Annotated in this window: 16 protein-coding genes and 3 pseudogenes; 8 read left to right on the top strand and 11 right to left on the bottom strand. The window is 73.3% G+C overall.

The features are described 5' to 3' along the window. Window positions 1-151 precede the first annotated feature (151 nt). From LX15_RS14500 to tet, 3 genes and pseudogenes are all read right to left on the bottom strand, one after another. Window positions 152-545 (bottom strand): annotated as a pseudogene (locus LX15_RS14500) (NAD-dependent malic enzyme); the annotation flags it as partial. 1 nt (window position 546) lies between these two features. Beyond that, window positions 547-958, bottom strand: a pseudogene (locus tag LX15_RS14495) (IS110 family transposase); the annotation flags it as partial. 652 nt (window positions 959-1,610) lie between these two features. Next, on the bottom strand, window positions 1,611-2,846 hold the full coding sequence (gene tet / locus LX15_RS14490) for a Tet(A)/Tet(B)/Tet(C) family tetracycline efflux MFS transporter (protein ID WP_372502720.1): 1,236 nt from the start codon (window positions 2,844-2,846) through the stop codon (window positions 1,611-1,613). 107 nt (window positions 2,847-2,953) lie between these two features. Between tet and LX15_RS14485 the strand changes: the two genes are divergently transcribed. Then, window positions 2,954-3,589 carry a TetR/AcrR family transcriptional regulator C-terminal domain-containing protein gene (locus LX15_RS14485; RefSeq protein WP_253670096.1) on the top strand — a complete coding sequence of 212 codons (636 nt, stop codon included), beginning with the start codon at window positions 2,954-2,956 and terminating at the stop codon, window positions 3,587-3,589. A gap of 74 nt (window positions 3,590-3,663) precedes the next feature. On the opposite strand, the gene LX15_RS14480 is transcribed toward LX15_RS14485, so the two are convergent. The 4 genes from LX15_RS14480 to LX15_RS14465 all read right to left on the bottom strand — a co-directional run bounded on the left by LX15_RS14480 (window position 3,664) and on the right by LX15_RS14465 (window position 9,371). Next, window positions 3,664-4,662, bottom strand: a complete 999-nt coding sequence (locus tag LX15_RS14480; RefSeq protein WP_253670095.1) for a quinone oxidoreductase family protein — start codon at window positions 4,660-4,662, stop codon at window positions 3,664-3,666. A 107-nt stretch (window positions 4,663-4,769) separates the two neighbouring features. Continuing rightward, complete coding sequence (locus tag LX15_RS14475) at window positions 4,770-5,198, bottom strand: Rrf2 family transcriptional regulator (protein WP_253670094.1); 429 nt, start codon at window positions 5,196-5,198, stop codon at window positions 4,770-4,772. Between the two features lie 1,163 nt (window positions 5,199-6,361). After that, window positions 6,362-7,651, bottom strand: coding sequence for an MFS transporter (locus LX15_RS14470; RefSeq protein ID WP_253670093.1), 1,290 nt, complete (start codon window positions 7,649-7,651; stop codon window positions 6,362-6,364). Window positions 7,652-8,450: 799 nt separating this feature from the next. Then, window positions 8,451-9,371: a glycosyl hydrolase family 18 protein gene (locus LX15_RS14465; RefSeq protein ID WP_253670092.1), complete on the bottom strand. Its 921-nt coding sequence runs from the start codon at window positions 9,369-9,371 to the stop codon at window positions 8,451-8,453. Between the two features lie 315 nt (window positions 9,372-9,686). Here LX15_RS14465 and LX15_RS14460 point away from each other — a divergent pair, with 315 nt between their 5' ends. Continuing rightward, window positions 9,687-10,250, top strand: a complete 564-nt coding sequence (locus LX15_RS14460; RefSeq protein ID WP_253670091.1) for a GNAT family N-acetyltransferase — start codon at window positions 9,687-9,689, stop codon at window positions 10,248-10,250. An 85-nt stretch (window positions 10,251-10,335) separates the two neighbouring features. Beyond that, on the top strand, window positions 10,336-13,644 hold the full coding sequence (locus tag LX15_RS14455) for an AfsR/SARP family transcriptional regulator (RefSeq protein ID WP_253670090.1): 3,309 nt from the start codon (window positions 10,336-10,338) through the stop codon (window positions 13,642-13,644). A gap of 13 nt (window positions 13,645-13,657) precedes the next feature. Here LX15_RS14455 and LX15_RS14450 read toward each other — a convergent pair whose 3' ends face one another. Then, on the bottom strand, window positions 13,658-14,839 hold the full coding sequence (locus LX15_RS14450; RefSeq protein ID WP_253670089.1) for an FAD-dependent monooxygenase: 1,182 nt from the start codon (window positions 14,837-14,839) through the stop codon (window positions 13,658-13,660). A gap of 400 nt (window positions 14,840-15,239) precedes the next feature. Here LX15_RS14450 and mca point away from each other — a divergent pair. From mca to LX15_RS14435, 3 genes and pseudogenes are all read left to right on the top strand, one after another. After that, a pseudogene (mca, locus tag LX15_RS14445) lies at window positions 15,240-16,094 on the top strand (mycothiol conjugate amidase Mca). Window positions 16,095-17,463: 1,369 nt separating this feature from the next. Continuing rightward, on the top strand, window positions 17,464-19,860 hold the full coding sequence (locus LX15_RS14440; protein WP_253670124.1) for a Tex family protein: 2,397 nt from the start codon (window positions 17,464-17,466) through the stop codon (window positions 19,858-19,860). A 268-nt stretch (window positions 19,861-20,128) separates the two neighbouring features. Further along, window positions 20,129-20,593 carry a GNAT family N-acetyltransferase gene (locus LX15_RS14435; RefSeq protein ID WP_253670088.1) on the top strand — a complete coding sequence of 155 codons (465 nt, stop codon included), beginning with the start codon at window positions 20,129-20,131 and terminating at the stop codon, window positions 20,591-20,593. Here LX15_RS14435 and LX15_RS14430 read toward each other — a convergent pair. Then, a complete protein-coding gene (locus tag LX15_RS14430) occupies window positions 20,577-21,053 on the bottom strand; it encodes a putative immunity protein (protein ID WP_253670087.1) in 477 nt (158 codons plus the stop codon). The two genes, LX15_RS14435 and LX15_RS14430, sit on opposite strands and share 17 nt — an antisense overlap. Before the next feature lie 209 nt (window positions 21,054-21,262). Next, window positions 21,263-21,892: a LysE family translocator gene (locus tag LX15_RS14425; RefSeq protein ID WP_253670086.1), complete on the bottom strand. Its 630-nt coding sequence runs from the start codon at window positions 21,890-21,892 to the stop codon at window positions 21,263-21,265. A 260-nt stretch (window positions 21,893-22,152) separates the two neighbouring features. On the opposite strand from LX15_RS14425, the gene LX15_RS14420 reads away from it, so the two are divergent. Both LX15_RS14420 and LX15_RS14415 read left to right on the top strand, forming a co-directional pair. Beyond that, complete coding sequence (locus tag LX15_RS14420; protein WP_253670085.1) at window positions 22,153-22,743, top strand: suppressor of fused domain protein; 591 nt, start codon at window positions 22,153-22,155, stop codon at window positions 22,741-22,743. A gap of 889 nt (window positions 22,744-23,632) precedes the next feature. Further along, window positions 23,633-24,526 carry an alpha/beta fold hydrolase gene (locus LX15_RS14415; RefSeq protein WP_253670084.1) on the top strand — a complete coding sequence of 298 codons (894 nt, stop codon included), beginning with the start codon at window positions 23,633-23,635 and terminating at the stop codon, window positions 24,524-24,526. 41 nt (window positions 24,527-24,567) lie between these two features. Here LX15_RS14415 and LX15_RS14410 read toward each other — a convergent pair whose 3' ends face one another. Further along, window positions 24,568-24,987 (bottom strand): CU044_2847 family protein, encoded by a 420-nt coding sequence (locus tag LX15_RS14410; RefSeq protein ID WP_253670083.1) that lies wholly within the window; start codon window positions 24,985-24,987, stop codon window positions 24,568-24,570. Window positions 24,988-25,030: the final 43 nt, after the last annotated feature.

Here is a 25,030-nt window from a genome sequence, read left to right as displayed (position 1 = left end):
TGGTGTGGAGGGGAGGCGCGCCGCCTCTCGGGCGATCTTGTGGTGATGGCGGAACCGCATCGACCCTCGCGCGGCAACGATCGGACCACCCGGCGGCACCGTGCTGGTCGTCGTGGAAGACCGGGATGTCCTCGGTGGCCTCGGTGTCCTGGGTGTCCTGGGTGTCCAGGACCACCGGCCACGCGTCGACGCCGGCGAACTTCTTGAACAGCGCGGCCTTGCCCTCCATCACGGGCAGGGCGGCGGCCGGGCCGATGTTGCCCAGGCCGAGGACGGCGGAGCCGTCGGTGACCACGGCCACGGTGTCGCGCTTGATGGTGAGGCGGCGGGCGTCCTCGGGGTTGGCCGCGATGGCCTGGCAGACGCGCGCCACGCCGGGTGTGTAGGCGCGGGACAGGTCGTCCCGGTTCCGGAGCGCGACCCTGGAGTTGACCTCGATCTTGCCGCCGAGGTGCATCAGGAAGGTGCGGTCGCCAGACCTCGCGCACCCGGACACCGGGCAGGGCGACCAGGGCGTCCTGGATGTCCTCGGCGTGGTTGGCTGACGTCGAAGCCGGCTAGGACATCCAGTTCGGCCAGGGTGTCGTCGCCGGTGTCGACCCGCCGCAGCGTGCGTGGGCAGGGTGCGGGTGGCGTCGGCGATGACGCGGGCGTCGGTCTTGGCGTTGCCGGAATACGGATCGGCGATGCGGCGCATGGCCAGGCCGGGCAGGTAGGCGACCTGGTGGCCGGCCGTGCGGGCGACGGCGGCCGGCAGGGCGCCGATCGTGGCCGGTTGGTCGACCACCACGAGTAGCGGTCTCCAGGCGGCGAGCTTGGCGAACAGCTCGCGCAGCGTGGGTTCGCTGTTGGGCAATGGCCCGTCGTGCGGCCGCCTGCCGTCGGTGTCCACCCCGACGGCGTGGTGCTCGCCCTGGCCTACGTCCAGGCCGAGGAACACCCCGAACGTGCCGGTCATCCAGATGCCTTCCACAAGGAGCGTGGGTGCTGGTCACGGTCGGGCATCGACGGCCGGCAGCCACGTTACGGCCAGGCCTGCCCCGCCAGGGGCGGTCCTGCCTCTGTCAGCGGTCCCTGGATGCCGCCAGGGTCCGGTGACATCTCCCGGATCGCGGGTGACCGGGGGGAGACAGTCATGCCGGGCCTGGTGACCAGAGATCCATGATCAGAGACGCGAAGACGGTAACCGGGGGAAACAGAACCCTCCACTGTGGACTTCTCGTCTCCGGTGCGGAGGGGGAGTCGGGTCCGACGAGGAACGTGGCCAGGACACCGGCCACGCTCCTCGGCCGGTCGACGGAGCGCGCTCGCCGTTCGGGCGACCTTGTGATGACCTTGTGATGGCGGGACCGCATCGACCCTCGTGCGGCAACGATCGGACCGTCCGATGCGTCGTCCGCGCCGTGGCGGGCCGGGCGCACGGCCCACCTGGCGACGCTGGCCACCCCGGTCGTCGCGGCCGGGGGGGCATGGGCTTCGGCCTGTGCTCGGCCACGGGCGTGCTCCGCCTGCCGACCGGCCTCCTTGGTTTCGGCGTCCTCGCGATCCGTCGTCGCGGGCTTCGTACTGACGCTCCCCGACCGGTCGAGACCCCCGATCTCCCGACCGGATCAGGACTCCGCGCGGTTCCCCGCCACCTCCGTGGCCACCTCAGCGGTCCGAGCCGGGGTCGCGTCAGCACCGCCCGGCGCTCCCGTCCCCGACCGTCGGGCCCTGCGCATCGCCGGAACGCAGAGCAGGTAGAGCGCCGCGCCGCAGACCCAGATCCAACCGTCCCACTGGTCGACGGTCGCCGCGTACAGGCCGGTGAACAGCAGCGGGCCGATGATCCCGGTCAGGCTGTTGAGGCTGGCCATCACGCCCTGGAGCCGGCCCTGGCCCCGGTCGTCGACCGCGTTCGTGAGCAGGCCCTGGAGCGAGGGGAGCCCGACGCCGCCCAGCGCCAGGAGGAGCATGATCGGGAGCACGAGCCAGCCCTGCCCCGCGCACGCGAGGGCCACGAAGCCCAGCCCGTCCGCGCACATCCCCAGCACGGCGGCCCGTCGCTCGCCCAGCCGTCGCGCGACCGGTCCGGTGAGCACCGCCTGGGTGAGGGAGTGGAGGGCCCCGAACGCGGCGAGGGAGAGCCCGACCGTCAGCGGGTCCCACGCGAAGCGGTGCTCGGTGAAGAGCACCCACATCGTGCCGGGGACCTGCCCGACGAGCTGCATGACGAAGAAGACGAACAGCAACGCGCCCACCGTCGGCACGGCCCCGACCCAGCGGAAGGAGGTGAACGGGCTGAGCTGACGCGCGGTGAGCGGTTCGCGGTCCCCGGTGTGGGTCTCGCGCAGCAACACGAGGCCCACGAGCAGGTTGAGGCCGTTGAGGACGGCCGCGGCGGCGAACGGCGCGTGCGGTGAGAGCCCGCCGAGCAGGCCGCCGATCACCGGCCCGGCGATCATCCCTCCGCCGTAGCAGGCGCCCATCACGCCGAAACGGCGCGCCCGCTCCCGCTCCGAGGAGATGTCGGCGACGCACGAGCCGACCACGGCGGTGGTGGCCCCGGTGATCCCGGCGACCGCCCGACCGACGTAGAGCACCCACAGCGCGGGGCTCAGCGCCATGACCAGGTAGTCGACCGTGGCGCCGGTCAGGGAGGCCAGCAGCACCGGGCGTCGGCCGAACCGGTCGGACAACGCGCCGAGCACGGGCGCGAGGGCGAACTGCGCGACCGCGTAGAGGGCGGTCAGGAGCCCGACGTGGAGCGGCACGCGGCCGGGGTCGACCAGCGTGCCGAGCAGCGCGGGGAGCACGGGCATGACGATCCCGAGTCCGACCGCGTCGAGGGTGGCGGTCGTCAGCACCACCGCGAGGGTGGGCGCGGCCGAGGGGGTCCGAAGAGGCACTTATCAACGATAAATTTATCGGTGATAAGCTGTCAACCGGCGATGGGCGCGAGGGAGGAGCCGGGATGGCACTGGACCGGGAAACGATCATCAGCGCGGCGTTGGCGCTGATCGACGAGTCCGGGCTCGACGAGTTCACGACCCGGCGGCTCGCCGACCGGCTCCACGTCAAGCAGCCGGCGCTGTACTGGCACTTCCGGGGCAAGACGGCCCTGCTCGACGCGCTCGCCGAGGCCATCATGGACAGGGGGCACACCTACCCCCTGCCGCGCCCCGGAGACGACTGGCGGTCCTTCCTGCTGGAGAACGCGCGGAGCTTCCGCAACGCCCTGCTGTCCGTGCGGGACGGCGCGCGCATCCACGCCGGCACGCGCCCCCGGCCCGACAGTCACGAGACCGCGGAGAAGCAGATCAGGTTCCTGTGCGACCAGGGTTTCGACGAGGTCGATGCCGTCCGCGCGCTCATCGCGATCAGCCGGTACGTGGTCGGCGTGGTGCTGGAGGAGCAGGCGGCCTCCGCCGCCCCGGCCGACGGCGACGCCGGAGATAGCGACGGTACCGACGGCATGCCGGAGTCCTCGCCGGGGAGCGCGTTCCTCGTCGGCCTGATGGCGCGCGTGGCGGAGGAGGGGCCGGACCGGGAGTTCGAGTTCGGCCTCCAGGCCCTCGTCGACGGCCTCGCCCAGCGCCGCCGCGGCTAGGTGTGCTGCCCGGCCCGCCGTGACGTCGTTCGGACGACCTGTCTCCGACGCCACGGCGGGCCGTGCGGTGGGTCTCAGGGGGCGATGGCGAGGAGGACCCGGCCGAACGGTCGGTCCTCGACCAGGTGTCGCTGCGCGCGTGCGGCCTGGTCGAGGGGGAAGATCCGAGCGATGACGGGGTCGATCCGCCCCTGACTCAGCCACTCCAGCAGCGTCACCCGCGCGGCGCGCGTCACCCGCGGCGGGATCATCGTGAAGGTGTAGCCGTACACCTTGGCGTTCTTCCAGATCAGGTCGGTGACGTTGACGGAGCCCTCGCGCCCGCCCGAGTAGCCGACGCTGACGTAGGAGCCGCCATGGGCGAGGGAGGCGATCGCCGGTCCCAACAGGGGACCGGCCACGCCGTCGATCACGACGTCCACGCCCCTGCCGTCGGTGAGGCGCGCGACCCCGTCCTCGACCGACTCGCGAGACAGGTCGATGACGTGCTCGTACCCGGCGGCGCGCGCCCGCTCCGCCTTGTCGGTCCCGCTGGCGGTGGAGATCGCCATCGAGGCGCCCAGCTCGCGGGCCACCTGCGTCGTGCCCATTCCGACGGCCCCGCCGACACCGGGCGCGAGCACGCTGAGGCCCGGCCGGAAGTCGAGCAGATGGGTGAGCACGAGGTAGGCGGTGCTGAACCCCGCCCCGGCGAACAGCGCGCAGGCCGCCTCGTCGCTCACGCCGTCCGGGACCGGCAGGAGCTGGGCGGCGTCGGCGGCGAGGTGTTCGCGCCAGGTCCCGTCCGTCGTCCAGCCCAGGCCCCCTCCGCCGACCACGACCCTGCCGCCCTCCGCCAGGCCGGTCGTGCCGGGGTCGACGACGACGCCGACCCCGCCCCCGCCGGGGACCAGCGGCGGCGCCTGGTGCAGGGAGGGGGACATCCGGCCGGCCCTGATCGTGTCGTCGGCCGGGCTCACCTCGGCGTAGGCCACCCTGACCAGCGCCTGGCCGTCGCGGATCCGGGGCGTGGGCCGCTCGACCAGCCGCAGCTCGTCGTACCCGCCGTGGCGGGAGAAGGCGATGGCTCGCATCGTCGGGGCTCTCCTTGTTGAAACAGAAATGGTTACGACTGAGGTCGTGCGCGGTCGTCGTCGTGCGGGCGGAGCCGCACGACGGGCGGGGGACAGGGATCAGGGGGTCAGGCGGCCAGGGTGTCCCGCAGGACGTCGGCGACCGAGACGCGGGCCAGTTCCCGGCGCACCGCCTCCTCCGCGTGGTCGTAGACGCGACTCAGCGCGGGTCGGATGCCGCGGCCGACCGGGCACGCCTGGTTCGGCTCGTTGCGGTGCAGCGCGAACGGCCCGCCGTCCCGCACCGCCTCGTACACGTCGAGCAGGGAGATCGCCTCCGCCTCGCGGGCGAGGCTCCACCCGGCCCCCGCGCCGTGCCGGACCACCACCACGCCCGCGTCACGCAGGTCGGCGAGGCTGCGGCGGATGACGACGGGGTTGGTGTTCACGCTCGCCGCGATCTGGTCCGAGGTGACCACCTCGCGGCCCCTGCCGCGCACCAGGGCCATCCAGGTCAACACGTGCACGGCGATCGTCATCCGGCTGTTCGCGCTCATCGGCACCCCACGGATGTAGCCGTAGCTGTTACACCCAGGCCGTGGTCAAGATCTTCGATGATCGACGCAGGTGGTGCCCGCCAATCACTCGGGCACGGTGGCGTCCAGGCCTCCGAAGGAGGAACACGACGGACGCCCGTCGAGGACGAGGTTCCGACCAGGCCCGCTTTCGCGGCTCGATCGAGGGCTCAATCCCGACGCGGGAGTCGCCGGTTCTCGCCGAGTGCGTGCCTCGGCCACCTCGGGCCACCTCGCGCGGCCCGTCGGAGGCTGGCCTGAGGCCGGCCAACCTCGACCACGGTCCGATGTCGATCGCCGAGGACGACCTGGTCGTGGAAACCGTGTTCTCCCGTGGACGACAGGCCCTGGGCCGTGTCTGGTGGATCTTGTTGTTGGGGCGTGGCGGGGTCCTGGTTCATGGGCAGGGAGTTGGAGGTGGGATGCGGCGCGGGGCGGTGTGGGAGCCGTTGTCGCCGGACCGGTCCCCGCGTCGGGGCGGCAGGTGGCGTGATCAGGCCTCATGTGATCCAGGGCATCGCCTCCAAGGACCACACGGGTTGTGCCGTGGCGGGGAGGCGCCGGAACGGTTCGGGCTGTAGTAGACGCTGGGTGAGCGGCGGTCACGCCGGAGCGCGGACAGCACGTGGAGTCCCCTGGTCCATCAGGTCCTGTGAGGGCGGACCCGGCCAGGGAGCGGGACTGGGTCGAGTCGGTGGACTCCAGCCTGTCTCCGGTTTCCCCAGCACGACGCCGGCCTCCCCCGTGACACGGGGGACGTGGTCGCATCACAGGACTCCGACCTGCGGAGCCCGCTGATCACGCCATCGGAGGTTCCCGTGGCGGCCTGACCACCACGATCCACCTCCGCTGTCGACGGCACGGGCAGTCTGCTGTCGATCGTGCTCACCGCCGGCGTTTCCAACCGTGCCACCCGCACTCGCGGTCGCTGCCGCATTCGGGCAAGCGGATCTACCAGCAACGCACCGTGGTCGGGCGCTGTTTCAACCGGTTCAAGGGTTGTCGGGGCATCGCCACCCGCTACGACCGCTGGTCCGCGACTACCTGGGTGGGCGGAGCTTGTTGGCCAGCTCGCCTGGCTTCGTCATCCGTCAGGCAGGCCTTGCGGTCTCCGCCGACGGGAGCGGTCGCGCGGTCTCCGCCGACTAACCGTCCACTGTGGAGCGTTGACCGGGTCTCGCGCCCGGCGCGACCGGGTCCTCCCGGGGCGGTGCGTCCTGGGCCGGCTCCCCGCGTTCCGTGGCGCGCCGCAGGAGCAGTGAGAGCAGCGTCGCCAGGCCGCTGGCGACGGCGGCGGCCAGGAAGGAGGTGTGGTGCCGGCCGTCAGCCCAGGTCACGAGGTGGCCGGCCAGCGCGGTGCCCGCGCCGTTGCCGATCCACATGAACGTGCTCATCCACGCGAAGGCCTCGGTGCGCTGCCGGATCGGGGCCGCGTCGCCGAGCACGAGCTGGTGCAGCGTGTCCCGAGGCCCGCTCACCAGCCCGACGGCGAGCAGCAGCGCGCCCGCCACGAGCAGCGCGGACGTCAGGCTCGTGGTCAGCAGGAAGGCCACGGACACGGCGTGCAGGACGGCGAGCTGCCGGCGGGGCCGCGCGTCCCGGCGCCGCGAGCCGTAGGCCAGGGCGCTGACCAGCGCGCCGAGCGAGTAGACCCCGAGCAGCACACCGGACATGCCGGACTCCCCGGCGTGCGCGGCCACGGCCGAGATGCCCACGAACATGCAGCCGAAGGCGGTCATGTCGCAGGCGGCGATGCCGAGCAGGACCCGGACCTGGCCATGGGCCAGCGGCCCGAGCACACCGCCGCCGCCCCGGCCACCCCCGTCGTGGCGCTGGTCCCCGTCGCGGCCGTGCGACCCGAGGTCCGGGATGGTCAGGAGCATCAGCGCCCCGACCAGGGTGCAGGCCCCGGCCGCGAGGACGGCGGACAGGGGCGAGGCCAGCGCCACCAACCCGGCCACCACCGGCATCGCCGCCACCACCGTGACCTCGGTGAGCACGGCGTCGAGGGCGAACGCCGTCCCGAGGTGCTCGCCGGGCACGATCGCCGACCACGTCGACCGGACCAGGGGCGCGGCCGGCGGCGCGCTCGCGCCCAACACGACCGCGCCGCCGACGAGGACGGCGGGGGGAGCGTGCCGCAGCATCGCGCCGACGATCAGGGCGTACGCCGGCAGGTGCACCGCGAGGAGGGCCAGGAGGACCGGGCGGGGGTGGAGCCGGTCCAGCAGCCGCCCGATCACCGGCGTGCACACCGCGAGCGCGACGGAGAACCCGGTCAGCACCAGGCCCGCCGTGGCGTAGGAGCCGGTCGCGGCCACCACGGCCAACAGCAGGCTCAGGTTGAGGACGGGGGTGGCGAGCCGGGTCACGGTCGCGGCCACCACGAGGCGGGGAACGCCCCGCTGCCCGACCAGGCTCCGATACGCCCGCATCCCACTCCTCGGCTCGCCCTTGATCACCATCGTGCCGAACCCCGGCGGTGGGCGTCGAGCGCCGGTGCGGGGCGGTGCTCCTCGTGCCAGAAGGGGAGCACCGCGCCTCCTGTCGGTCCGGGGTCATCCGGGTGTCGTCCCGGTGCCGTTCCGGATGGCCGGCGACGGACACGTCGGCGGCCAGGTCCGGTCGGTCGTCGGCGGCCAGAAGGTCATGCGTCTTCACCTCCCTCCGTCGCGGTCGATCCCGAAGCGCCACGGCGGAGCCGCGTCGGCCGACGGCGGAGCCGAGCGCCGTCGTGGGGCGTGGTGACCGGGGACAGGGGCAGGAAGTCGGGGCGGCGGTCGATCCGCGCCAGGACCTGGAGCGAGCCGACGTGGCGGTCGATCCGCCGCGCGGCCTCCGCCCACTGCCGCATCGTCCGAACCGGCCGCCAGCTCGACCCGGCCCCTCACGACCTCCGGAACGTCACCTACGCGTGCCCCCGATACGACATCGCCTCCACCGCGCTAGATGATGTTGTGCGGATGGGTGGGGCTTCCCGCGAAGCCCCCTCGTCGCCTTCTCGCCGGGACGCTCCTTCCCCTCTTGGCCCCAGAGGGCGCAGCGGCGCGCCGAAGCATCGCCCGTCCCGGACCACGCGTCCCTGTCGCGTTCTCCGCGAAGATCCCGGCGTCGTCGCCGGCGGGATGATCCGAACGCCACTCCGGATCACCCGCCGGACAACGGCGTCGACTCGATGAGCGGTTCAGTCGGCCAGGTGTGGCGGACGCGGGGCGCGGTGGGCGCGGGAGGCGCTCAGCTCCTGACGACGGAGGAGACCTCCTTCGCCCACTTCCACGGGTTGCCCTTGTACCCGGCGCCCTGTTCGTCTTCGCCGGAGAGGTGGTACTCCCAGCCGAAGACACCCCCGAAGCCGGGACAGTCCTTCTTCAGGTCCTGGAGCACGCTTTTCAACGTCGCCAGCTTGATGTAGTCGCCGCAGTGCTTGTTGTTCGTGACGACGCCGGCGACGATCTTCTCCGCCGGAATCCCGCTGCCCTTGACCACGTCGAGGTAGCCCTTCTTCGTGGACATGTCCCCCCACGTGCAGTAGAACTGCGCGTGGAACCGGTTGATCTTCGAGCCGCGGGTCCGGTACAGCTCCTTGTACTTCACGCCGGACATGGCCCCGACGTCCTGCGTCAGCTCCGACGCCCCGGGGGCCATTGAGATCACGAACTTCTCGCCGAAGTCCTTGCGCAGGGCGTCGATGACCTTGGTGACCGTGGCGGTGGGGTTCTTCATGTCCTCGACGCCCTCCTTCTCGATGTCCAGGTCGGCGCCGTCCATCTTGTAGTCCTGGAGGAACTTCCTCAGCGGCGCGTAGGCCTTCTCGAAGTCCTCTTCCAGGAGGGTGAAGGTCCCCTTGGCGTCTCCCCCGATGAACGCGTGGACCGCGATCCGCTTGTCCTTCTTCTCCCTGAGCTTCTTCAGCTCGTCCCACAGGGGTTTGAGCTTGGCGTCGGCGGGGACCGTGTCGTTGACCGTGACGAAGACAGGGTCTTCCTTCTTCTTCGGGCGGTTGAGGTGGATCGCGCCGACGTTGATGTCCGTGACCCCGGCGTCGTGGGTGACCAGGTCCATGGGGGAGACCAGGGTCCGCTTGCCGTCCTTCTCCACGAACTGGGTCTGGTAGTAGAGGATCATCTTCCTGGCTGTGGCGTCGGCGGTTGTCATGCTGGTCCGCTCCTTCCGAGGCTTCCAGGAGCCCGGCGGCCTGCTCCGCCCGGTCCGTCGCGATGTGGGAGGGATCGGGCCGCCTCCACCGGCGGTCGCGCCCGCGTTCCCTCACGCGGAAGGTTCACCCCGGGGGGCACCCCGGGGCACCCCGGTCACCCGCCTGTCCGCACCCGCCGGGTGGACCGGTGCCATCCGACCGTAGGACCGACCCGGCAGTGTCCACTATGGACAGACTTGGCCCGCGGCCGCGCGGGTGGCCTGCTGAGGGGAGGGCGCGGGAAACCGGGTCGACACGGCTGCTTCGATCTCCCCATGACCTCGATCTGGACCGGGTCCAAGGTCCGCCTGCGCGGGATCGAGCCGGAGGACTGGCCCGCCTTCCAACGTTTCGACGACCACACCGCCGACATGCGGACGGTGGACCGCGTGTACCCGCCCCGCTCCGCCGCCGGATACCGCCAGTGGGCCGCCGAGGAGGCGACCAGGGCGCCCGACGGCGACGAGTTCCGCCTGGCCGTCGAGTCGTTGTCCGAGCGGGTCGTGGTCGGCGCGCTGTCCACGACGGGCGCCGACCGCAGGGCGGGCCGCTTCGGCCACGGCATCGGGATCGGCCGTGAGCACCAGCGCCGGGGCTACGCCACCGACGCGGTCGTCGTCCTCCTGACCTCCATGTTCGGCGAGCTGCGGTACCACAGGTGCGAGGTCTCGGCCCTCGCCTTCAACGAGGCGTCGATCGCGCCGCACCGCAAGATCGGGTTCCGGGTCGAGGGCCGGCTGCGGGACCACGAGTACTGCGCGGGGCGGCACCACGACGTGGTCCTGTTGGGGATCACCGCCGACGAGTTCGCCGAGCGCCACCCCTACGCCCCGCTCTGACCTCGGACCTCTGACCTCGGACCTCTGACCTCGGACCTCGGAGGGGCCGTCTCTCCCCGCGCCCGGGTGAGTGACAATCACCGGTGTGTGGTTCGGCGTCCTGGGGCCGGTGGAGGTCCACTCCTCCGAAGGAGTCGCGCTCCCGGTCGGCGGACCGAGAGCGCGGTCGCTGCTCGCCCTGTTGGCGCTGGACGCCGGCCGGGTGGTCGCGGTCGAGCGGCTGGTCGACGGCCTCTACGGCGAGCGACCGCCGGCCGACGCCGCCAACGCGCTCCAGGCCCAGGTGTCCCGGCTCCGCCGCCGGCTGCGGGACGGCGGCTACCCCGGAGAGCTGGTCGAGTTCCACCCCGCCGGCTACCGGCTGGCGGTCGACCCCGAGGACGTCGACCTCCACCGGTTCACCCGCCTGACCGAGGACGGCAGGGCGGCGTCAGCCTCGGGGGAGCACGCGAGGTCCGCCTCCCTGCTGCGGCGCGCGCTCGACCTGTGGCGGGGGCCGGCGCTGGCCGACGTGCGGGACGCCCCGTTCGCCGAGGTCGAGGCGGTGCGGCTGGCCGAACTGCGGCTGTCCGCCGTCGAGGACCACGCCGAGGCCGCGCTGGCCTCGGGGGAGCACCGCGCGCTCGTGCCCGACCTCCAGGCGGCCGTGGCCGAGCACCCGCTGCGCGAGCGGCTGCGGGTGCTGCTCATGCGCGCCCTGCACGCCGCCGGCAGGACCGCCGACGCGCTCGCGGTCTTCGAGGACGCCCGGCGCACGCTCGCCGACGCGCTCGGCGCCGATCCATCCCCTGAGCTGGCCGCCGCGCACCTCGCCGTGCTCAGGGCCGAGCCCTCAACAGGGCCGCCAGCAGGACGGACGGCAGGACGGCCGGCAGAACGGCCGACCGAACAGTCCGCCGAGCGGCCGACCTCCCGGCTCCAGCCGCCGGCTCCGGCCGGCGAGCCGACCCGCCCTCGGGGCGTTCCCGCCCAGCTCACCAGCTTCGTCGGCCGGACGGCCGAACTGGACCGGATCGGCGCGCTGCTGCGGCGCGCCCGCCTGGTCACGCTCCTCGGCCCAGGGGGAGCGGGCAAGACCAGGCTGGCCGTGGAGGTCGCCGGACGCGTCCGTGACGAGGTGTGTTTCGTCGACCTCGCGCCCGTCGCGGGCGGGGCCGAGCTGCCGCAGGCGGTCCTCGACGCGCTCGGCCTCCGCGAGGTGGGCCTGATGCCCGCGCCCGGCGGCCCGTCCGACCCCGTCGCCCGGCTCGTCTCCGCCCTGGCCAGCCGCCCCCTGCTGATGGTGCTGGACAACTGCGAGCACGTGGTCGCCGACGTCGCCCAGCTCGTCCACCGGCTGCTCGGCGCGTGCCCCGACCTGCGCGTCCTGGCCACCAGCCGGGAGGCGTTGGGCATCACCGGCGAGGCCCTGTGCCCCCTGCCGCCGTTGGCCGTGCCGCCGTCGGGGGTCTCGCCGGACGAGGCGCTGACCTATCCCTCGGTGCGACTGTTCGCCGACCGCGCCGCCGGTGTCTCTCCTCTGTTCACTGTGGACGACGAGAACGTCCGCGGTGTCCTGCGGATCTGCTCGGCGCTCGACGGCCTCCCCCTGGCCATCGAGCTGGCCGCCGCGCGACTGCGCACCCTGTCCGTCGACGAGATCGCCGACCGCCTCGCCGACGTCGGCGGACGGGACGATCACCAGGAGGCGGCCGGCGACGCGCCGCCGCCGGACCGGTTCCGGCTGCTGTCGCGGGGCAGCCGCACCGCCTCGCCCCGCCACCGGACGCTGCGCGCGGTCGTCGAGTGGAGCTGGAACCTGCTCGCCCTCGAGGAGCGGGCGCTGGCCCGGCGGCTGACCGTGTTCGACGGCGGGGCCACCCTCGACTCCGCGGCCTCGGTCTGTGATCTGTCCATTGAGGACGCTGAGGACCTGCTCGCGGGGCTGGTGGACAAGTCGCTGGTCGAGGTCGTCGACGGGCGTTACCGCATGCTCGACACCATCCGCGCGTTCTGCGCGGCCCACCTGGAGGCGGCCGGTGAGCGACGGCGACTGCGCGCCCGGCACGCGGAGCACTTCCTCGACCTGGCGAGGACGGCCGACCCGCACCTGCGGCGCGCCGAGCAGCTCGTCTGGATGGAGCGGTTGTCCGCCGAGCACGGCAACCTCAAGGGCGCGCTGCGGTGGGCCGTGCGCGAGGACCCGACGACCGCGCTCCACCTGATCAGCGCGCTGACCGCCTACTGGCGGCTGCGAGGCGTCCGCAGCGAGGTCGCCCCGCTGGCCACCGCCCTGCTCGACCGGATCGGCGAGAGACCCCAGGACGGGATGGTGGAGGAGTACGTCCTGTGCGTGCTCGCCGCCGCCGCGGGCGACGACCCGAACCAGAAGCTCGAACCCCACCTGGCCAGGGTCATCACGCTCATGGAGACCACGAGCTGGCCCGTGCGGCAGCCCTACCTCATGGTGAACTGGGCGCTGTTCGTCGGGCCGCCGGAGGAGCGGGTGACCGACTCGCCGCTGGGCGCGTGGTTCCTCGCCAACCCGGACCCGTGGTTCCGGGCGCTCTCCCACTTCTCCCTCAGCTACCTCCGCCTGTTCGGCAGCGACCTCGACGCGGCCGAGCGGGAGTTCGGCGAGGCCCTCGCCGCCTTCCGCGAGGTCGGGGACCGGTGGGGCGTGGCCCAGGTGCTCGACGGGCTGGCCACGCTCGCGGCGCTGCGCGGCGAGTGGGCGCGGGCGCTCGCCCTCACCGACGAGGCGATCACCCGGGTCACCGAGCTGGGCGCGTTCGAGGAACTGGCCGAGCTGCGGTGCCGCAGGGGGGACCGGCTCCTGGGAGCCGGCGACCTGACCGGCGCCCTGGCCGAGTACGACCGCTCCGCCGAGCTGGCCCGGCGCGTCGGCGTCCCGGCGACCCTGGCCTACGCCCACCGGGGCCGCGGCGAGGTCGCGCGTCGACGGGGCGACCTCGCCACGGCCAGGAGCTGGTACGACCGCGCGCTGGCCGTGCCGTCCACGGACTGGGCCAGCGCCGGGGCCCGCTCCCACGTGCTCACCTCCCTCGGCCGGCTCGCCGAGGACACCGGGGACCTCGCCGCGGCGCGCGCCCGGCACCGCGCGGCCGTGGAGATCGCCCTGGGGCAACGGTTCCTCCCCGACCTGGCCAGCGTGACCGAGGGCATGGCGGGCGCGGTCGCGTCGGCCGGCGACGGCGAGCGGGCCGCCCTGCTGCTCGGCGTCGCCGTCACCCTGCGGGGCGCGGCCGACGCCGACCCCGAGGTCGCCAGGACCGCCGAGCGCGCCAGGGAGCTGGTCGGCGCCGACGGCTTCGCCTCGGCCTTCGCCGAGGGCTCCCTCATGCCACGAGACGAAGCGTTGGCGCTGCTCAGGGAGATGGTCGAGCGCGAGTGACCCCACCGCGCGCTCAGAGCGGGTAGTTCCGGAACGTGATCGCGTTGGCCGACTTCGTGGACAGCTTGGTGAAGACACCGGACATCGCGGGGGCGGACAACACCCGGTACATCGCGTTGCGGAACCAGAGCCGGGACCGGGACGGCGGCGCGAGGAACGGCCCGGCGCTGTTCGAGACCTTCCGGCACTCCTCGGCGTAACCCCTGATCGCCTCCTCGTAGCAGGGGAACGCCACCCGGTGGTCACCGGCGGCGACCGCCAGCTCACCGGCGAGGACGTACGCGGACACGACCGCCAGGCCGGTGCCGAGCCCGCCGAGGGTGGCGCCGTAGCCGGCGTCCCCGACCAGCGCCACCCGGCCCCTGGTGAACCGGTCCATGTGGACCTGGCTGATCGCGTCGAAGTAGAGGTCGGTCGCGTCCGGCAGGTGCGACAGCAGCCGGGACGTCTCCCAGCCCACGCCGACGAAGGCGTCCATGAGCAGCTTCTTCTGCTGGTCGACGTCGTGGCGGTCGTAGGACAGCGGCGGCGTCTCGAAGAAGAACGCGGCGGTGGCCGTGCCGGGCTCCCCGTAGTTGGCCAGGATGACGCCCCTCCCCGGCTCGTTGTAGATCAGCCCGGTGCGGTCGAGGTTCAGGTGGTTGGGCACGGAGAACGCGCCCACGTGGTAGCCGAGCGGGCGGACGAACCGCGACTCCTCGCCGAAGACCAGGGCTCGGACGCCCGAGTGCAGGCCGTCGGCCCCCACGACCAGGTCGAACTCGCGGGCCTCCCCGTGGGCGAAGGTGGCGTGGACCCCGGACGCCGTCTCGGTCAGCGAGGTGATCCAGTCGCCGAAGACGTACTCGGTGGTGTCCCTGGTCCGCTCGTACAGGATGCGGCTGAGGTCGCCGCGCCGGATCTCCACGTCGCCGCTCATGAACGCGGCGGGCAGGCTCACGACCTTCCTGCCGGCCGCGTCGACGACCGTCTGCTCGCCCATGTGGGTGGCCGCCGCCCTGATCTCCTCCAGGACTCCCATCCGGCGCAGGACGGTCAGGTGCGCCTCGCCCCGGAAGTCGACGGCCTGGCCGCCCTCCCGCAGGGCGGGCGCCCGTTCCACGACGGTGACGGCGAAGCCGTGCCGGTGGAGCCAGTAGGCCAGGGCGGGGCCGGCGATACCGGCGCCGGAGATGAGGATGGTCTTGTTGTGCACGGTGGTCTCCCTCGCGGCGTTCGAACCGATGACCGTGAGGTTTGTCGGCCGCGCTGACCGGACGCCTACCAATCGCTGACCGTCGCTGACGGGTCCGCTGACCAGCGCTGACGAGCGCTGACGAGTGTGAACGGGCGCTGACCCGGGGGTCGGCCAGGCACGCCAGGAAACACCGCGAAAGCCACGTGTCTTCCGGGTTCGCCCGATCTACCTTCCCCCGTACGGGTTACACCTACCTGTGATTCCGGGTGCCCGGTCCGGCGTCATCCAGCGTCGTCCCGCGCCGGCCGTTCCCGGCGGTCCGCTCACGGCCACCGACGACCACCCCACCGAGCACCGCTCACAGGAGAACCCCGTCGTGACCACTCCCGTTCTTCCGTCCCGCGCCGGCCTCCGCCTGATGGCCGTCCACGCCCACCCCGACGACGAGTCGAGCAAAGGCGCGGCCACGATGGCCCGCTACGCCGCCGAGGGCGCCCAGGTCCTCGTCCGCACCATGACCGGAGGTGAACGCGGCGACGTCCTCAACCCGGCGCTGGACCGCCCCGAGGTCCGGGCGGACCTTCCCCGACTCCGCCGGGAGGAGATGGCGCGCGCCCGCGCGATCCTCGGCGTCGACCAGCGTTTCCTGGGCTTCGTCGACTCCGGGTGCGTCTGGGACGGCGAGGCGCTGCCGGAGGGCTGTTTCGCGGTCCAACCGCTGACCACCGCCGCGGCCCCGCTCGTCAGGGCGGTGCGCGAGGTCCGCCCGCACGTGCTGGTCACCTACGACGAGAACGGCGGATACCCGCACCCGGACCACATCAGGACGCACCAGGTGGCGGTCGAGGCGTTCGACGCCGCCGGAGACCCCGAGCGTTATCCCGGCACGGGCCAGCCGTGGCAGCCCCTGAAGCTGTACTACATCCGCGCCTTCACCAAGGACTACTTCGCGGCCATCCACGCCGCGATGACCGATGCGGGAATGCGGGACTGGACTCGCCGGCGGGGGAGATCCTGATGGACTGGGACGACTCGTGGCCGGTCTGGGACGTCGCCACCCGCGTCGAGTGCGCCGAGCACTTCCCGACCCGGCGGGCCGCGCTCCTCGCCCACCGGACCCAGGTGGACCCGGACGGCCCCGAGCTGTCCTGCCCGGTCGAGCTGGAGCGGCGGGTCTGGCCGACCGAGGACTACCACCTCGCCCGGTCCCACGTCCCGACCGTTTCTGCCCGAGGACGACCTGTTCGCCGGGATCAGCCCGGACCAGGGGTGAGCGGCTGGGCGCTCACGGCGCCACCCGTCCGCGCGTTTCCCGTTGGCGGACAAGGAGAAACCCACCCTGACGGGTGGAACACGGGAAAGCCGTGTCGCCGTCACCACGGCATGTGACGCGCCCTGGTGGCGGTCGTGCCCACCGCGAGCGCACGAGGACCTCCGGAAGGGGCGGACGTTTTCCGTTGACCCCGGCGGCGCCCCGTGGTCGTGCGGCGCGAGGTTTCTCGCCTCGCGCCGCACGACCTTGTGTGGCGGTGCGATAGCGGGTCGCCGACGTCCGGCCGGGAGGCCGTCCGGCGGCGCCCGGTGCCGTCTGGCGGCCGGGGCGCGCCCCGGCCGCCGCGCGGCGCCTCCAGTCCCTCACGGGTCGACGGGGTGGAGAACATCCTGCGCGGACATGGTTCTCCTCCTTGCCGGCTCACGGGGAACTGGTTCCTCCGGTGGGCCCATGCGCCACCGGAAGTCAGGAGACGAGCGTCGCCACAGGGGACAGGGAAGCTGGTCGCGTCAGGTGGACGCTCAGCGCGAGATCGTTCTCGCCGGATGCCAGAGGTGTCCTCGGCCCTCGCGGGCCGGGAACCGGACGCGCTGTGCGGGGCGGACCCGTCTGCCGCACCACACCCCCGCTTTCACGGGTCGTGTCGATTCCGACGGTAGGTCGGACGGAGGGTGATGGCAACCAAGGAACGCCCGCCCGGCGACCCCGTCCCCGGCCGTAGGGGCCATGACCTGCGCCATCCCCGGCAACGAAGATCGTGGGCAAAATGTCCGGATATGCACCGAACGGGTGAAGAGAGCCCTCGGCTGATCGGGGAACCCGGTGCGTGTGGGTGAAGGTGGCCTCCCCGAGCCGAGCGGACGCCGTGCGCGGCGCCTGGGCGTGACGACCGGGGACGTGTCGCCGGGCCGTGGCGAAGGAGGAGTCATGGGGGAGAAGACGCCTCCGGGTCGCCGGCGCGACGCGTCGCGTGTCCTAGGTGGACGGACCAGGCCGGGACGCCGACCAGGAGTCGGGCGCTCCTCGGCGCACGTCGCCGTCGCCTGACTCGCGCCCGTCGCCAGCGACGCCCCGAGCGATCCCTCGCGGCCCGTTCGGGATGAGGGAGCGATCCCGTTCACCCCCCTGGCCCGCGCCTGGCGTCCTCGCGCGCCGAGCCGCCCGGGCAGGAGGTGGCCGACCCGACAACCGGCGGGGTGGCCGGCGGGGCGGCGCGAGCGTCACGATCAGGTCCCTGCACAATGCCTCTCGAAGCTCAGCGAGAAGGCGGATCAGGATCGTGACGACGACACCCTCGACACCCGGCGCCGCTCCCGACGGGGCGGCGGCACCGGCGAACCCGGCCACCGGGACCGGCCAGGAGGCCGCCCTGTACCAGCGGATCGCCGACGAGCTCGGTGTGCGGGAGCGGCAGGTGCGGGCGGCGGTCGAGCTGCTCGACGGCGGCGCGACCGTGCCGTTCGTCGCCCGGTACCGCAAGGAGGCGACCGGCGCGCTCGACGACACGCAGCTCCGCGCGCTGGAGGAGCGGCTGCGCTACCTGCGGGAGCTGGAGGAGCGCCGGACGGCCGTCCTCGACTCGATCCGGTCCCAGGGCAAGCTCGACGCGGCGCTGGAGGCCCAGATCAGGGCCGCCGACTCCAAGGCCCGCCTGGAGGACATCTACCTCCCCTACAAGCCCAAGCGGCGCACCAAGGCGCAGATCGCGAGGGAGGCCGGCCTCGAACCGCTGGCCGACCAGCTTCTCGGCGACCCGACCAACGACCCCGCGACCGCGGCGGAGTCCTTCGTGGACGCCGACAGGGGCGTGCCCGACGCCGCCGCCGCGCTGGAGGGCGCCCGCGCCATCCTCGTCGAGCGCTTCGCCGAGGACGCCGACCTCATCGGCGAGCTGCGGGAGAAGATGTGGACCCGGGGCGCCGTCGTCTCCCGGGTGCGGGAGGGCAAGGAGGAGGAAGGCGCGAAGTTCGCCGACTACTTCGCGTTCTCCGAGCCGCTCACCAAGCTGCCCTCGCACCGCGTCCTCGCGCTGTTCCGGGGCGAGAAGGAGGAGGTCCTCGACCTCACGCTCGACCCGGAGCCGAGCGACGCCGGGGCGGAGGGCGAGGCGACCGCCGCGGCGTCCGGCCCCACCGACTACGAGCGGGACATCGCGCGGCGCTTCGGCATCGCCGACCTGGGCCGGCCCGCCGACCGCTGGCTCGCCGACACCGTGCGCTGGGCGTGGCGGACCAGGATCGTCGTCCGGCTCACCATCGACCTGCGGATGCGCCTGCGCCAGGCCGCCGAGGACGAGGCGGCCAGGGTGTTCGCCGCCAACCTGCGCGACCTGCTGCTCGCCGCGCCCGCCGGCACCCGGCCCACCATGGGCCTCGATCCCGGCTACCGCACCGGCGTGAAGGTCGCGGTGGTCGACGCCACCGGCAAGGTCGTCGCGACCGACACGATCTACCCGCACCAGCCGCAGCGGCGCTGGGACGAGGCGATCGCCGTGCTCGCCCGGCTGGCCAGGGAACACCGGGTCGAGCTGGTCGCGATCGGCAACGGCACCGCGTCCCGGGAGACCGACAAGCTCGCCGGCGAGCTGGTCAGGCTCCACCCCGAGCTGAACCTCACCAAGGTCGTGGTGTCCGAGGCCGGCGCGTCGGTGTACTCCGCCTCGGCCTACGCCGCCAGGGAACTGCCCGACCTCGACGTGTCCCTGCGCGGCGCGGTGTCGATCGCGCGCCGGTTGCAGGACCCGCTCGCCGAGCTGGTGAAGATCGACCCCAAGTCGATCGGCGTCGGCCAGTACCAGCACGACATCTCCGAGCTGAAGCTCTCGCGCTCCCTGGACGCCGTGGTCGAGGACTGCGTGAACGCCGTCGGCGTCGACGTCAACACCGCCTCCGTGCCGCTGCTGACCCGGGTCTCGGGCATCAGCGAGGGCCTGGCGGAGAACATCGTGCGGCACCGCGACTCCCACGGCCCGTTCCGGTCGCGGCGCGCCCTGCGCGACGTGCCCCGGCTGGGCCCGAAGGCGTTCGAGCAGTGCGCGGGCTTCCTCCGTATCCCTGGGGGCGACGACCCGCTGGACGCCTCCAGCGTGCACCCCGAGGCGTACCCGGTGGTGCGGCGCATCCTCACCGCCACCGGCGGTGACATCAGGGAGCTGATCGGCGACACGGCCCGGCTGCGCCGGCTGGAGCCGCAGCGGTTCGTCGACGACACCTTCGGCCTGCCGACCGTCACCGACATCCTCCGGGAGCTGGAGAAGCCGGGACGGGACCCGCGCCCGGCCTTCCGCACGGCCACCTTCGCCGAGGGCGTCGACAAGATCCAGGACCTCCGGCCGGGCATGGTGCTGGAGGGCGTGGTCACCAACGTCGCGGCCTTCGGCGCGTTCGTCGACGTCGGCGTGCACCAGGACGGGCTCGTCCACGTCTCGGCGATGTCGCGGTCCTTCGTCAAGGACCCGAGGGACGTGGTCAAGCCCGGCGACATCGTGCGGGTGAAGGTGCTCGACGTCGACGTGGCGCGCAAGCGGATCGCGCTGACGCTGCGGCTCGACGACGAGGTCGAGTCCGGCCAGCGCGGCGGCGGCGCGGAGCCCGGTCGGCACGGCGGTGGCGGCGGTCGTCGTGACGGCCAGCGCGACCAGCAGCGCCGGCAGAACCGCCAGCAGCGGTCGGACCGGGGCGGCTCGGGCGGTGGCGGCGGCGCGCTCGCCGACGCCCTCCGCCGCGCCGGGTACGCCGGCGGCGGCCGGGGCCACGGGTCCCGCTGATCCTGTCGAACCCGCCGGTCGGATCCCGATCCCTCAGGTCGGGGCCCGACCGGCCCTTCGGGGCGCGGTCCGGCCGGCCCTTCGGAACGCGCCCGCGCCCGACACGGACCGGCACAGTCCGGCCCGGACTGGCCGGGACTGGCTGGGCGTGGCCGGGACTGGCTGGGCCTGGCCGGGACTGGCTGGGCCTGGCCGGGACTGGCACAGACTGGCGCGGGCGGGGCCGAGGTGAGGCGTGCCGCGCCGACGCGGCGAGGAGGGAGAGCGGATGACGGACGCGACGGGGGCCGTGTCGATCCGGCCGGCGACGGTCGAGGACGTTCCGGAGATCGTCGCCCTGCTCGCCGACGACCCGCTCGGCGCGACCAGGGAAAGCCCCGACGACCTCGCCCCGTACCTCACGGCGTTCGCCGCGCTGGAGACCGACCCGCACCAGGTGCTGGTGGTCGCCGAGCGGGAAGGTCGGGTCGTCGGCACCCTCCAGCTCACGTTCATCGCCGGCCTGTCCCATCGGGGCGCGACGCGGGCGCAGATCGAGGGCGTGCGCGTACGGGGAACCGAGCGGGGCGGCGGCCTCGGCGGGGAACTGGTCCGGTGGGCGGTCGAGGAGGCGCGCGCCGCGGGGTGCGCGATCGTGCAGCTCACCTCCGACCGCACACGGGTGGACGCGCACCGGTTCTACGAGCGACTGGGATTCCAGGCCAGTCACGTCGGGTTCAAGATGACCCTCTGAGCCCCGCCGCCCGCACCGTCCACCAGGGACTGTCCTCCCGGTGCGGCTCCGAGGAGGCCAGCGCCCTGAGGCGCGCGGGGAGGCGCCCACGTTGCCAGTCGCGTTCCCTGGCCGGGGTGTCGTGGCTGATCGCGGCGCGGGCGACCGCCGTGACGGCGTAGTTGGCGGCGTGGGACGCGTGAGCGGGGACGTGCGCGGTGGCGGCGGCGTGCCCGGCGGCCCTGGCGGCGGCTCGGGCCACGTCGTCGTCGGCCTCGCGCGCGGCGGTGTGGGCGGCGACCGCGGCGGCCCGCGCCTCGCTCGTCGTGATCTGCTCCCTCGCCCACGCCCGGCCGGCCGCCACCGCCCGCCGCGGCCGGTCGTCCGAGGGGCGCCGCTCCTCGAACAGGGGCAGCACCCGCTCGGCGCAGTCGGCCGCCCAGCGCGCCAACGCCTGGTGGTCCCGCCGGTCGAGCCCCATCCCGTCCTCCCGCCTCGCCCGTCGTCCCGCCGTTCCGCCGTTCCGCCTCGCTGGCGTGGACCCGCCCGGCGCGCCGCGCCGCGAACCGGGTCCGCGCGGACAGTACGTCATCCTCGACTGTCCAGTTCGGACTCTCTGTCAGCGGTTCGTCGTCACCGGTCCTGTCGTCACCGGTTCGTCGTCACCGGCTCGTCGTCACCGGCTCGTCGTCACTGGTGCAGGACGGCCAGCCGCAGGCCCAGCGCGATGAGCACCGTGCCCGTGAGCCGTTCGAGGTGGCGGCGGACGGAGACCCGGCCGAAGAAGGCGCGCGCTCGCCCGACGAAGGCCGCCACGAGCAGGAACCAGGTGCTGTCCACGACGATGTGCAGCAGGGCCAACGCGGCCGTGGTCCCCAGCACGTCGGCGCCAGGCGCGATGAACTGCGGGTAGAAGGCGAACGCGAACACGGCGACCTTCGGGTTCGTCAGGTTCGTCAGCAGCCCGCTGCCGGCGGCCCGCCACCACCCGGGCCGCTCCCCCTCCTCGCCGGTCGCGAGGCCCCCCGACGCCTCCCGAGACGCCCGCCACGCCTGAACTCCCAGGAACACCAGGACGACCGCGCCGACGATCCGCAGGACCAGGAACGCGACCTCGCTCGCGGCGACCAGCGCGGCCAGGCCCAACGCCGAGGCGAGCGCCCACGCGGAGAGGCCGGCCTGCATCCCCGCGATCACCGGCGCCGCCGCCCGCACGCCACCGAGCGCGCCCCGGCGCACGACCAGCGCCGTGGTCGGCCCCGGGGCCATCGCCGCGAGCGCGACGGCGACGACGAAACCGGCCAGCGACGACAGGGTCACGCGGGGCAGCATCGCACGGCGGCGCGCCCGCGGCGTTGCTCCGATCCGCGCGACTTCGCTGGGGGAGAAGCGGGAAACGGGCGGCCGTCCGGCCACCGCCGGCGGGCCGGAGCAACCCCGCTGGGTGATTCGCGGGGTCCACGCCGCGTCCATCCGCCGCATCGGCGCGGCGGCGTTGGGACGATCAGGTGTCAGCCCCGGTCGGCGCGACCGGTAGGGTGGACGACCCGAACCGGGCGCGCGGCGTCACGGATCTGGTCGTGAGCAGTCGTGAGCAGGAGAGGAACGCCGTGTCCGACAACGACGACGCGCTCGTCGAGCACATCGAACGCCACCTGGGTCGCATCCGGGGCGACGCGCCGGGCGGCTCGGTGGCCGGCGACCACGCGTACTCGCTCGTCATCCACGACCACCCCGAGTACGACATGGTCTCGGTGGTGACCAACGGCCTGCGGCTGCGCAGGGTCGACGCCCGGTACGGCGAGGAGCTGGTCTGCTCGCTCCAGGCCGACCAGGAGCCGGTGGCCCGGTTCCTCGTGGACACCCTGGGCGCGATCGTCGTCGACAGCGGCGAGGGGCTGGAGTACGGGACGGTGGTCCAGAACGACCAGCCGCTGGTCCCCGGCACCCTGATCCAGGGCGTGTTGGCGACCACGCACCCGTTCTGCGACGAGGAGTTCAACTTCTACCCGGCCGGCACGGACGAGCCCCAGTTGCAGATCATCACGCTCGTGCCGATCACCCTGGCCGAGTGCGGCTACGCCGAGCACGAGGGCGCTGACGCGCTCCGGGAGATCTGGGCAGCGCAGGAGACCGATCTGCTCGACGTCCACCGCGCGTCCACGGTCTGACCTCGCCCCGGTCCGCCCCGCTCCGGCTCTCGCCCGGGGCCGCCTCGTGCCCGGGGCCGCCTCGTGCCCGGACCGGCTCTCGCCGGCCGCGGCCCCGGTCCTGCCGTCAACGTCCCCAACGCCCTGACACCAACGCCCTGACGCCCCGCCCTGAGGTCAGCCCCCACCCGCCCTGGGGGGCGAGCCCCGCTCCAGCCTACCGCCGCACACCCCTCGACACAGGGCCGCGCCAGTCTCCTGTGGACAACTCAGGGCCCTGTGGACAACCCTGTCCCCCAACAGGGCGAAAGGGTTGACAGGACCCAGAAAACACTCACCGGAACCCGGCTCGCCGTCCTCCCCCAGTGGATAGCCCCCACCCGCCCTGGGGGGCGAGCCCCGCTCCAGCCTATCGGCCCGAACCCCGCGCGAGAACCTGAACACCGCCGGCTGTGGACAACTCCGGGGGATGTGGATAACTCGGGCCTCAGAAGGGTGAGACCAGACAGGAATAGCCGTCGTCCGTGGTCCACTGGAGGGTTCGCCGTACGTCGACGCCGCTCTCCCCGAGGAACCCCATACCTCCTTCGAGATCCCGGCCGCGACGCGTCAGCCCGCCACCCGCGCCCCGCCATACCGCCCGTGGGCCGAGGAGGACAACCAGCCGGGCACCCAGCCGGACGAACAGTGGGGCAACCAGGTCGGGGGGCGGGGTTGGACAAGGGCGTCGAACACAGGTTGTTCCAACAGATCGAGTCAACCGGGTAGGCCAAGCGAGGTCAGGTGGCCACACAAGAACGTCCATAGTGGACACAAAGGAGACTGGCTCCCCGTCCGCGCCGGTTGTTCCGTTGGTCACCTTGTCCCGATGATCCTGTCCTCACCCGTCCTCGCGGACTAGGAAAGGGGCATGGGGAACGAAGTTGGGGGCTTCACCACCGCCGCGGCCGCCGCGCGGTTCCGGGCGGCCTACGACAGGATGATGGCGGCGTGGCCGGTCGACCGGACCGACCTGGACGTCGCGACGAGCTTCGGCAGGACCCGCGTCGTCCGCTCCGGCCAGGAAGGCGGAACGCCCGTCGTGCTGCTGCACGGCCAGGGCGCGACCCCGGCGATGTGGGTGGAGAACGTCGCGGCCCTCGCCGCACGACGTCCGGTGTTCGCCGTCAGCACGGTGGGGGAGGCCGGACCCAGCACGCAGACCGCGCCCCTGCGCCGGCCCGAGGACATGGCGCTGTGGTTGGACGAGGTCCTCGCCGGGCTGGGCGTGGCCCACGCCCACCTCGTCGGGGCCTCCTACGGCGGCTGGATCGCGCTCAACCAGGCGGTGCGCCGCCCCGAGCGCGTCGCCAGCCTCGCCGTGCTCGACCCGGCCCGCGCCCTGGCCGGGCTCCGCGCCAGGTTCGTGCTCGGCGGCGTGGTGATGAGCCTCGCCGGGAGCGACGCGGCACGGCGGTGGTTCCTGTCCGAGCTGACGGGGGAGAGGAGGGACGCACCATCGGTGGACCTCACCATCGCGAGCCTGTACGGGTACCGCATCCGCCTGGTGATGCCGCAGTACCTCACCGACGACGAACTGCGCTCGATCGCCGTGCCCGCACTCGTGCTGCTCGGCGAGCACAGCATGCCGCACGACGCGCGCCGGGCGCTGGACCGCGCCCGGGCCCTGATTCCCTCGGTCGAGGCGGACATCGTGCCGGGGAGCCGGCACCTCCTCCCGGCCGACGTGATCAACTCCCGCGTGCCGGCCTTCCTCGACCGCGTGGAGACGCCGGCGCGCCAGGCGCCCGAGCACGAGCACTAGGCGCGCGGTTCGTCCTCTTCAAACGGAGAGGAATCCTCGGGCTAGGTGGAGGTCTGTCCGTCCGTGCCACCCGTTGACGGCTCACCGCAGGGCGCCGGTGAGCCGTCGCCGTCGTTGGTCTCTTCCTGCACGGGCCGGCGGTCGTCGGCCGGACGTTGCCACTTCAGCTTGACCTCGAACTGGCCCTGCGCCCCGGTGTTGGCGATGACCGCCCCGATCTTGGCGTCCATCTTCACCGAGAACTTGATCTCCACCTCGTCCGGTCGCCGCGCCATCCGCTGGAACTGGCCCAGCGCGGCGGCCGCCGCGTTCCGCACCTCGCCCAGCGCCCGCTCGAAGTAGACCTTGGCCTCCCGCAGCACCTCGCCCTGGCGGGACGCCCTGGCCACCCTGGGTTCCTCGTCCACCTCGATCGTCACCACGCCCCCGTTCTCCAGCGGGAAGCGCACCAACTCCGTCACGCCGCACCACCTCTCGCGCACCGACGCCCCCGCGCCGGCGCAC

The sequence above is a fragment of the Streptoalloteichus tenebrarius genome (genome assembly GCF_024171885.1).
GTDB classification, from domain to species: domain Bacteria; phylum Actinomycetota; class Actinomycetes; order Mycobacteriales; family Pseudonocardiaceae; genus Streptoalloteichus; species Streptoalloteichus tenebrarius.
Note: the sequence above shows the minus strand (reverse complement) of the source record. Positions and strands in the feature narration are given on the sequence as shown.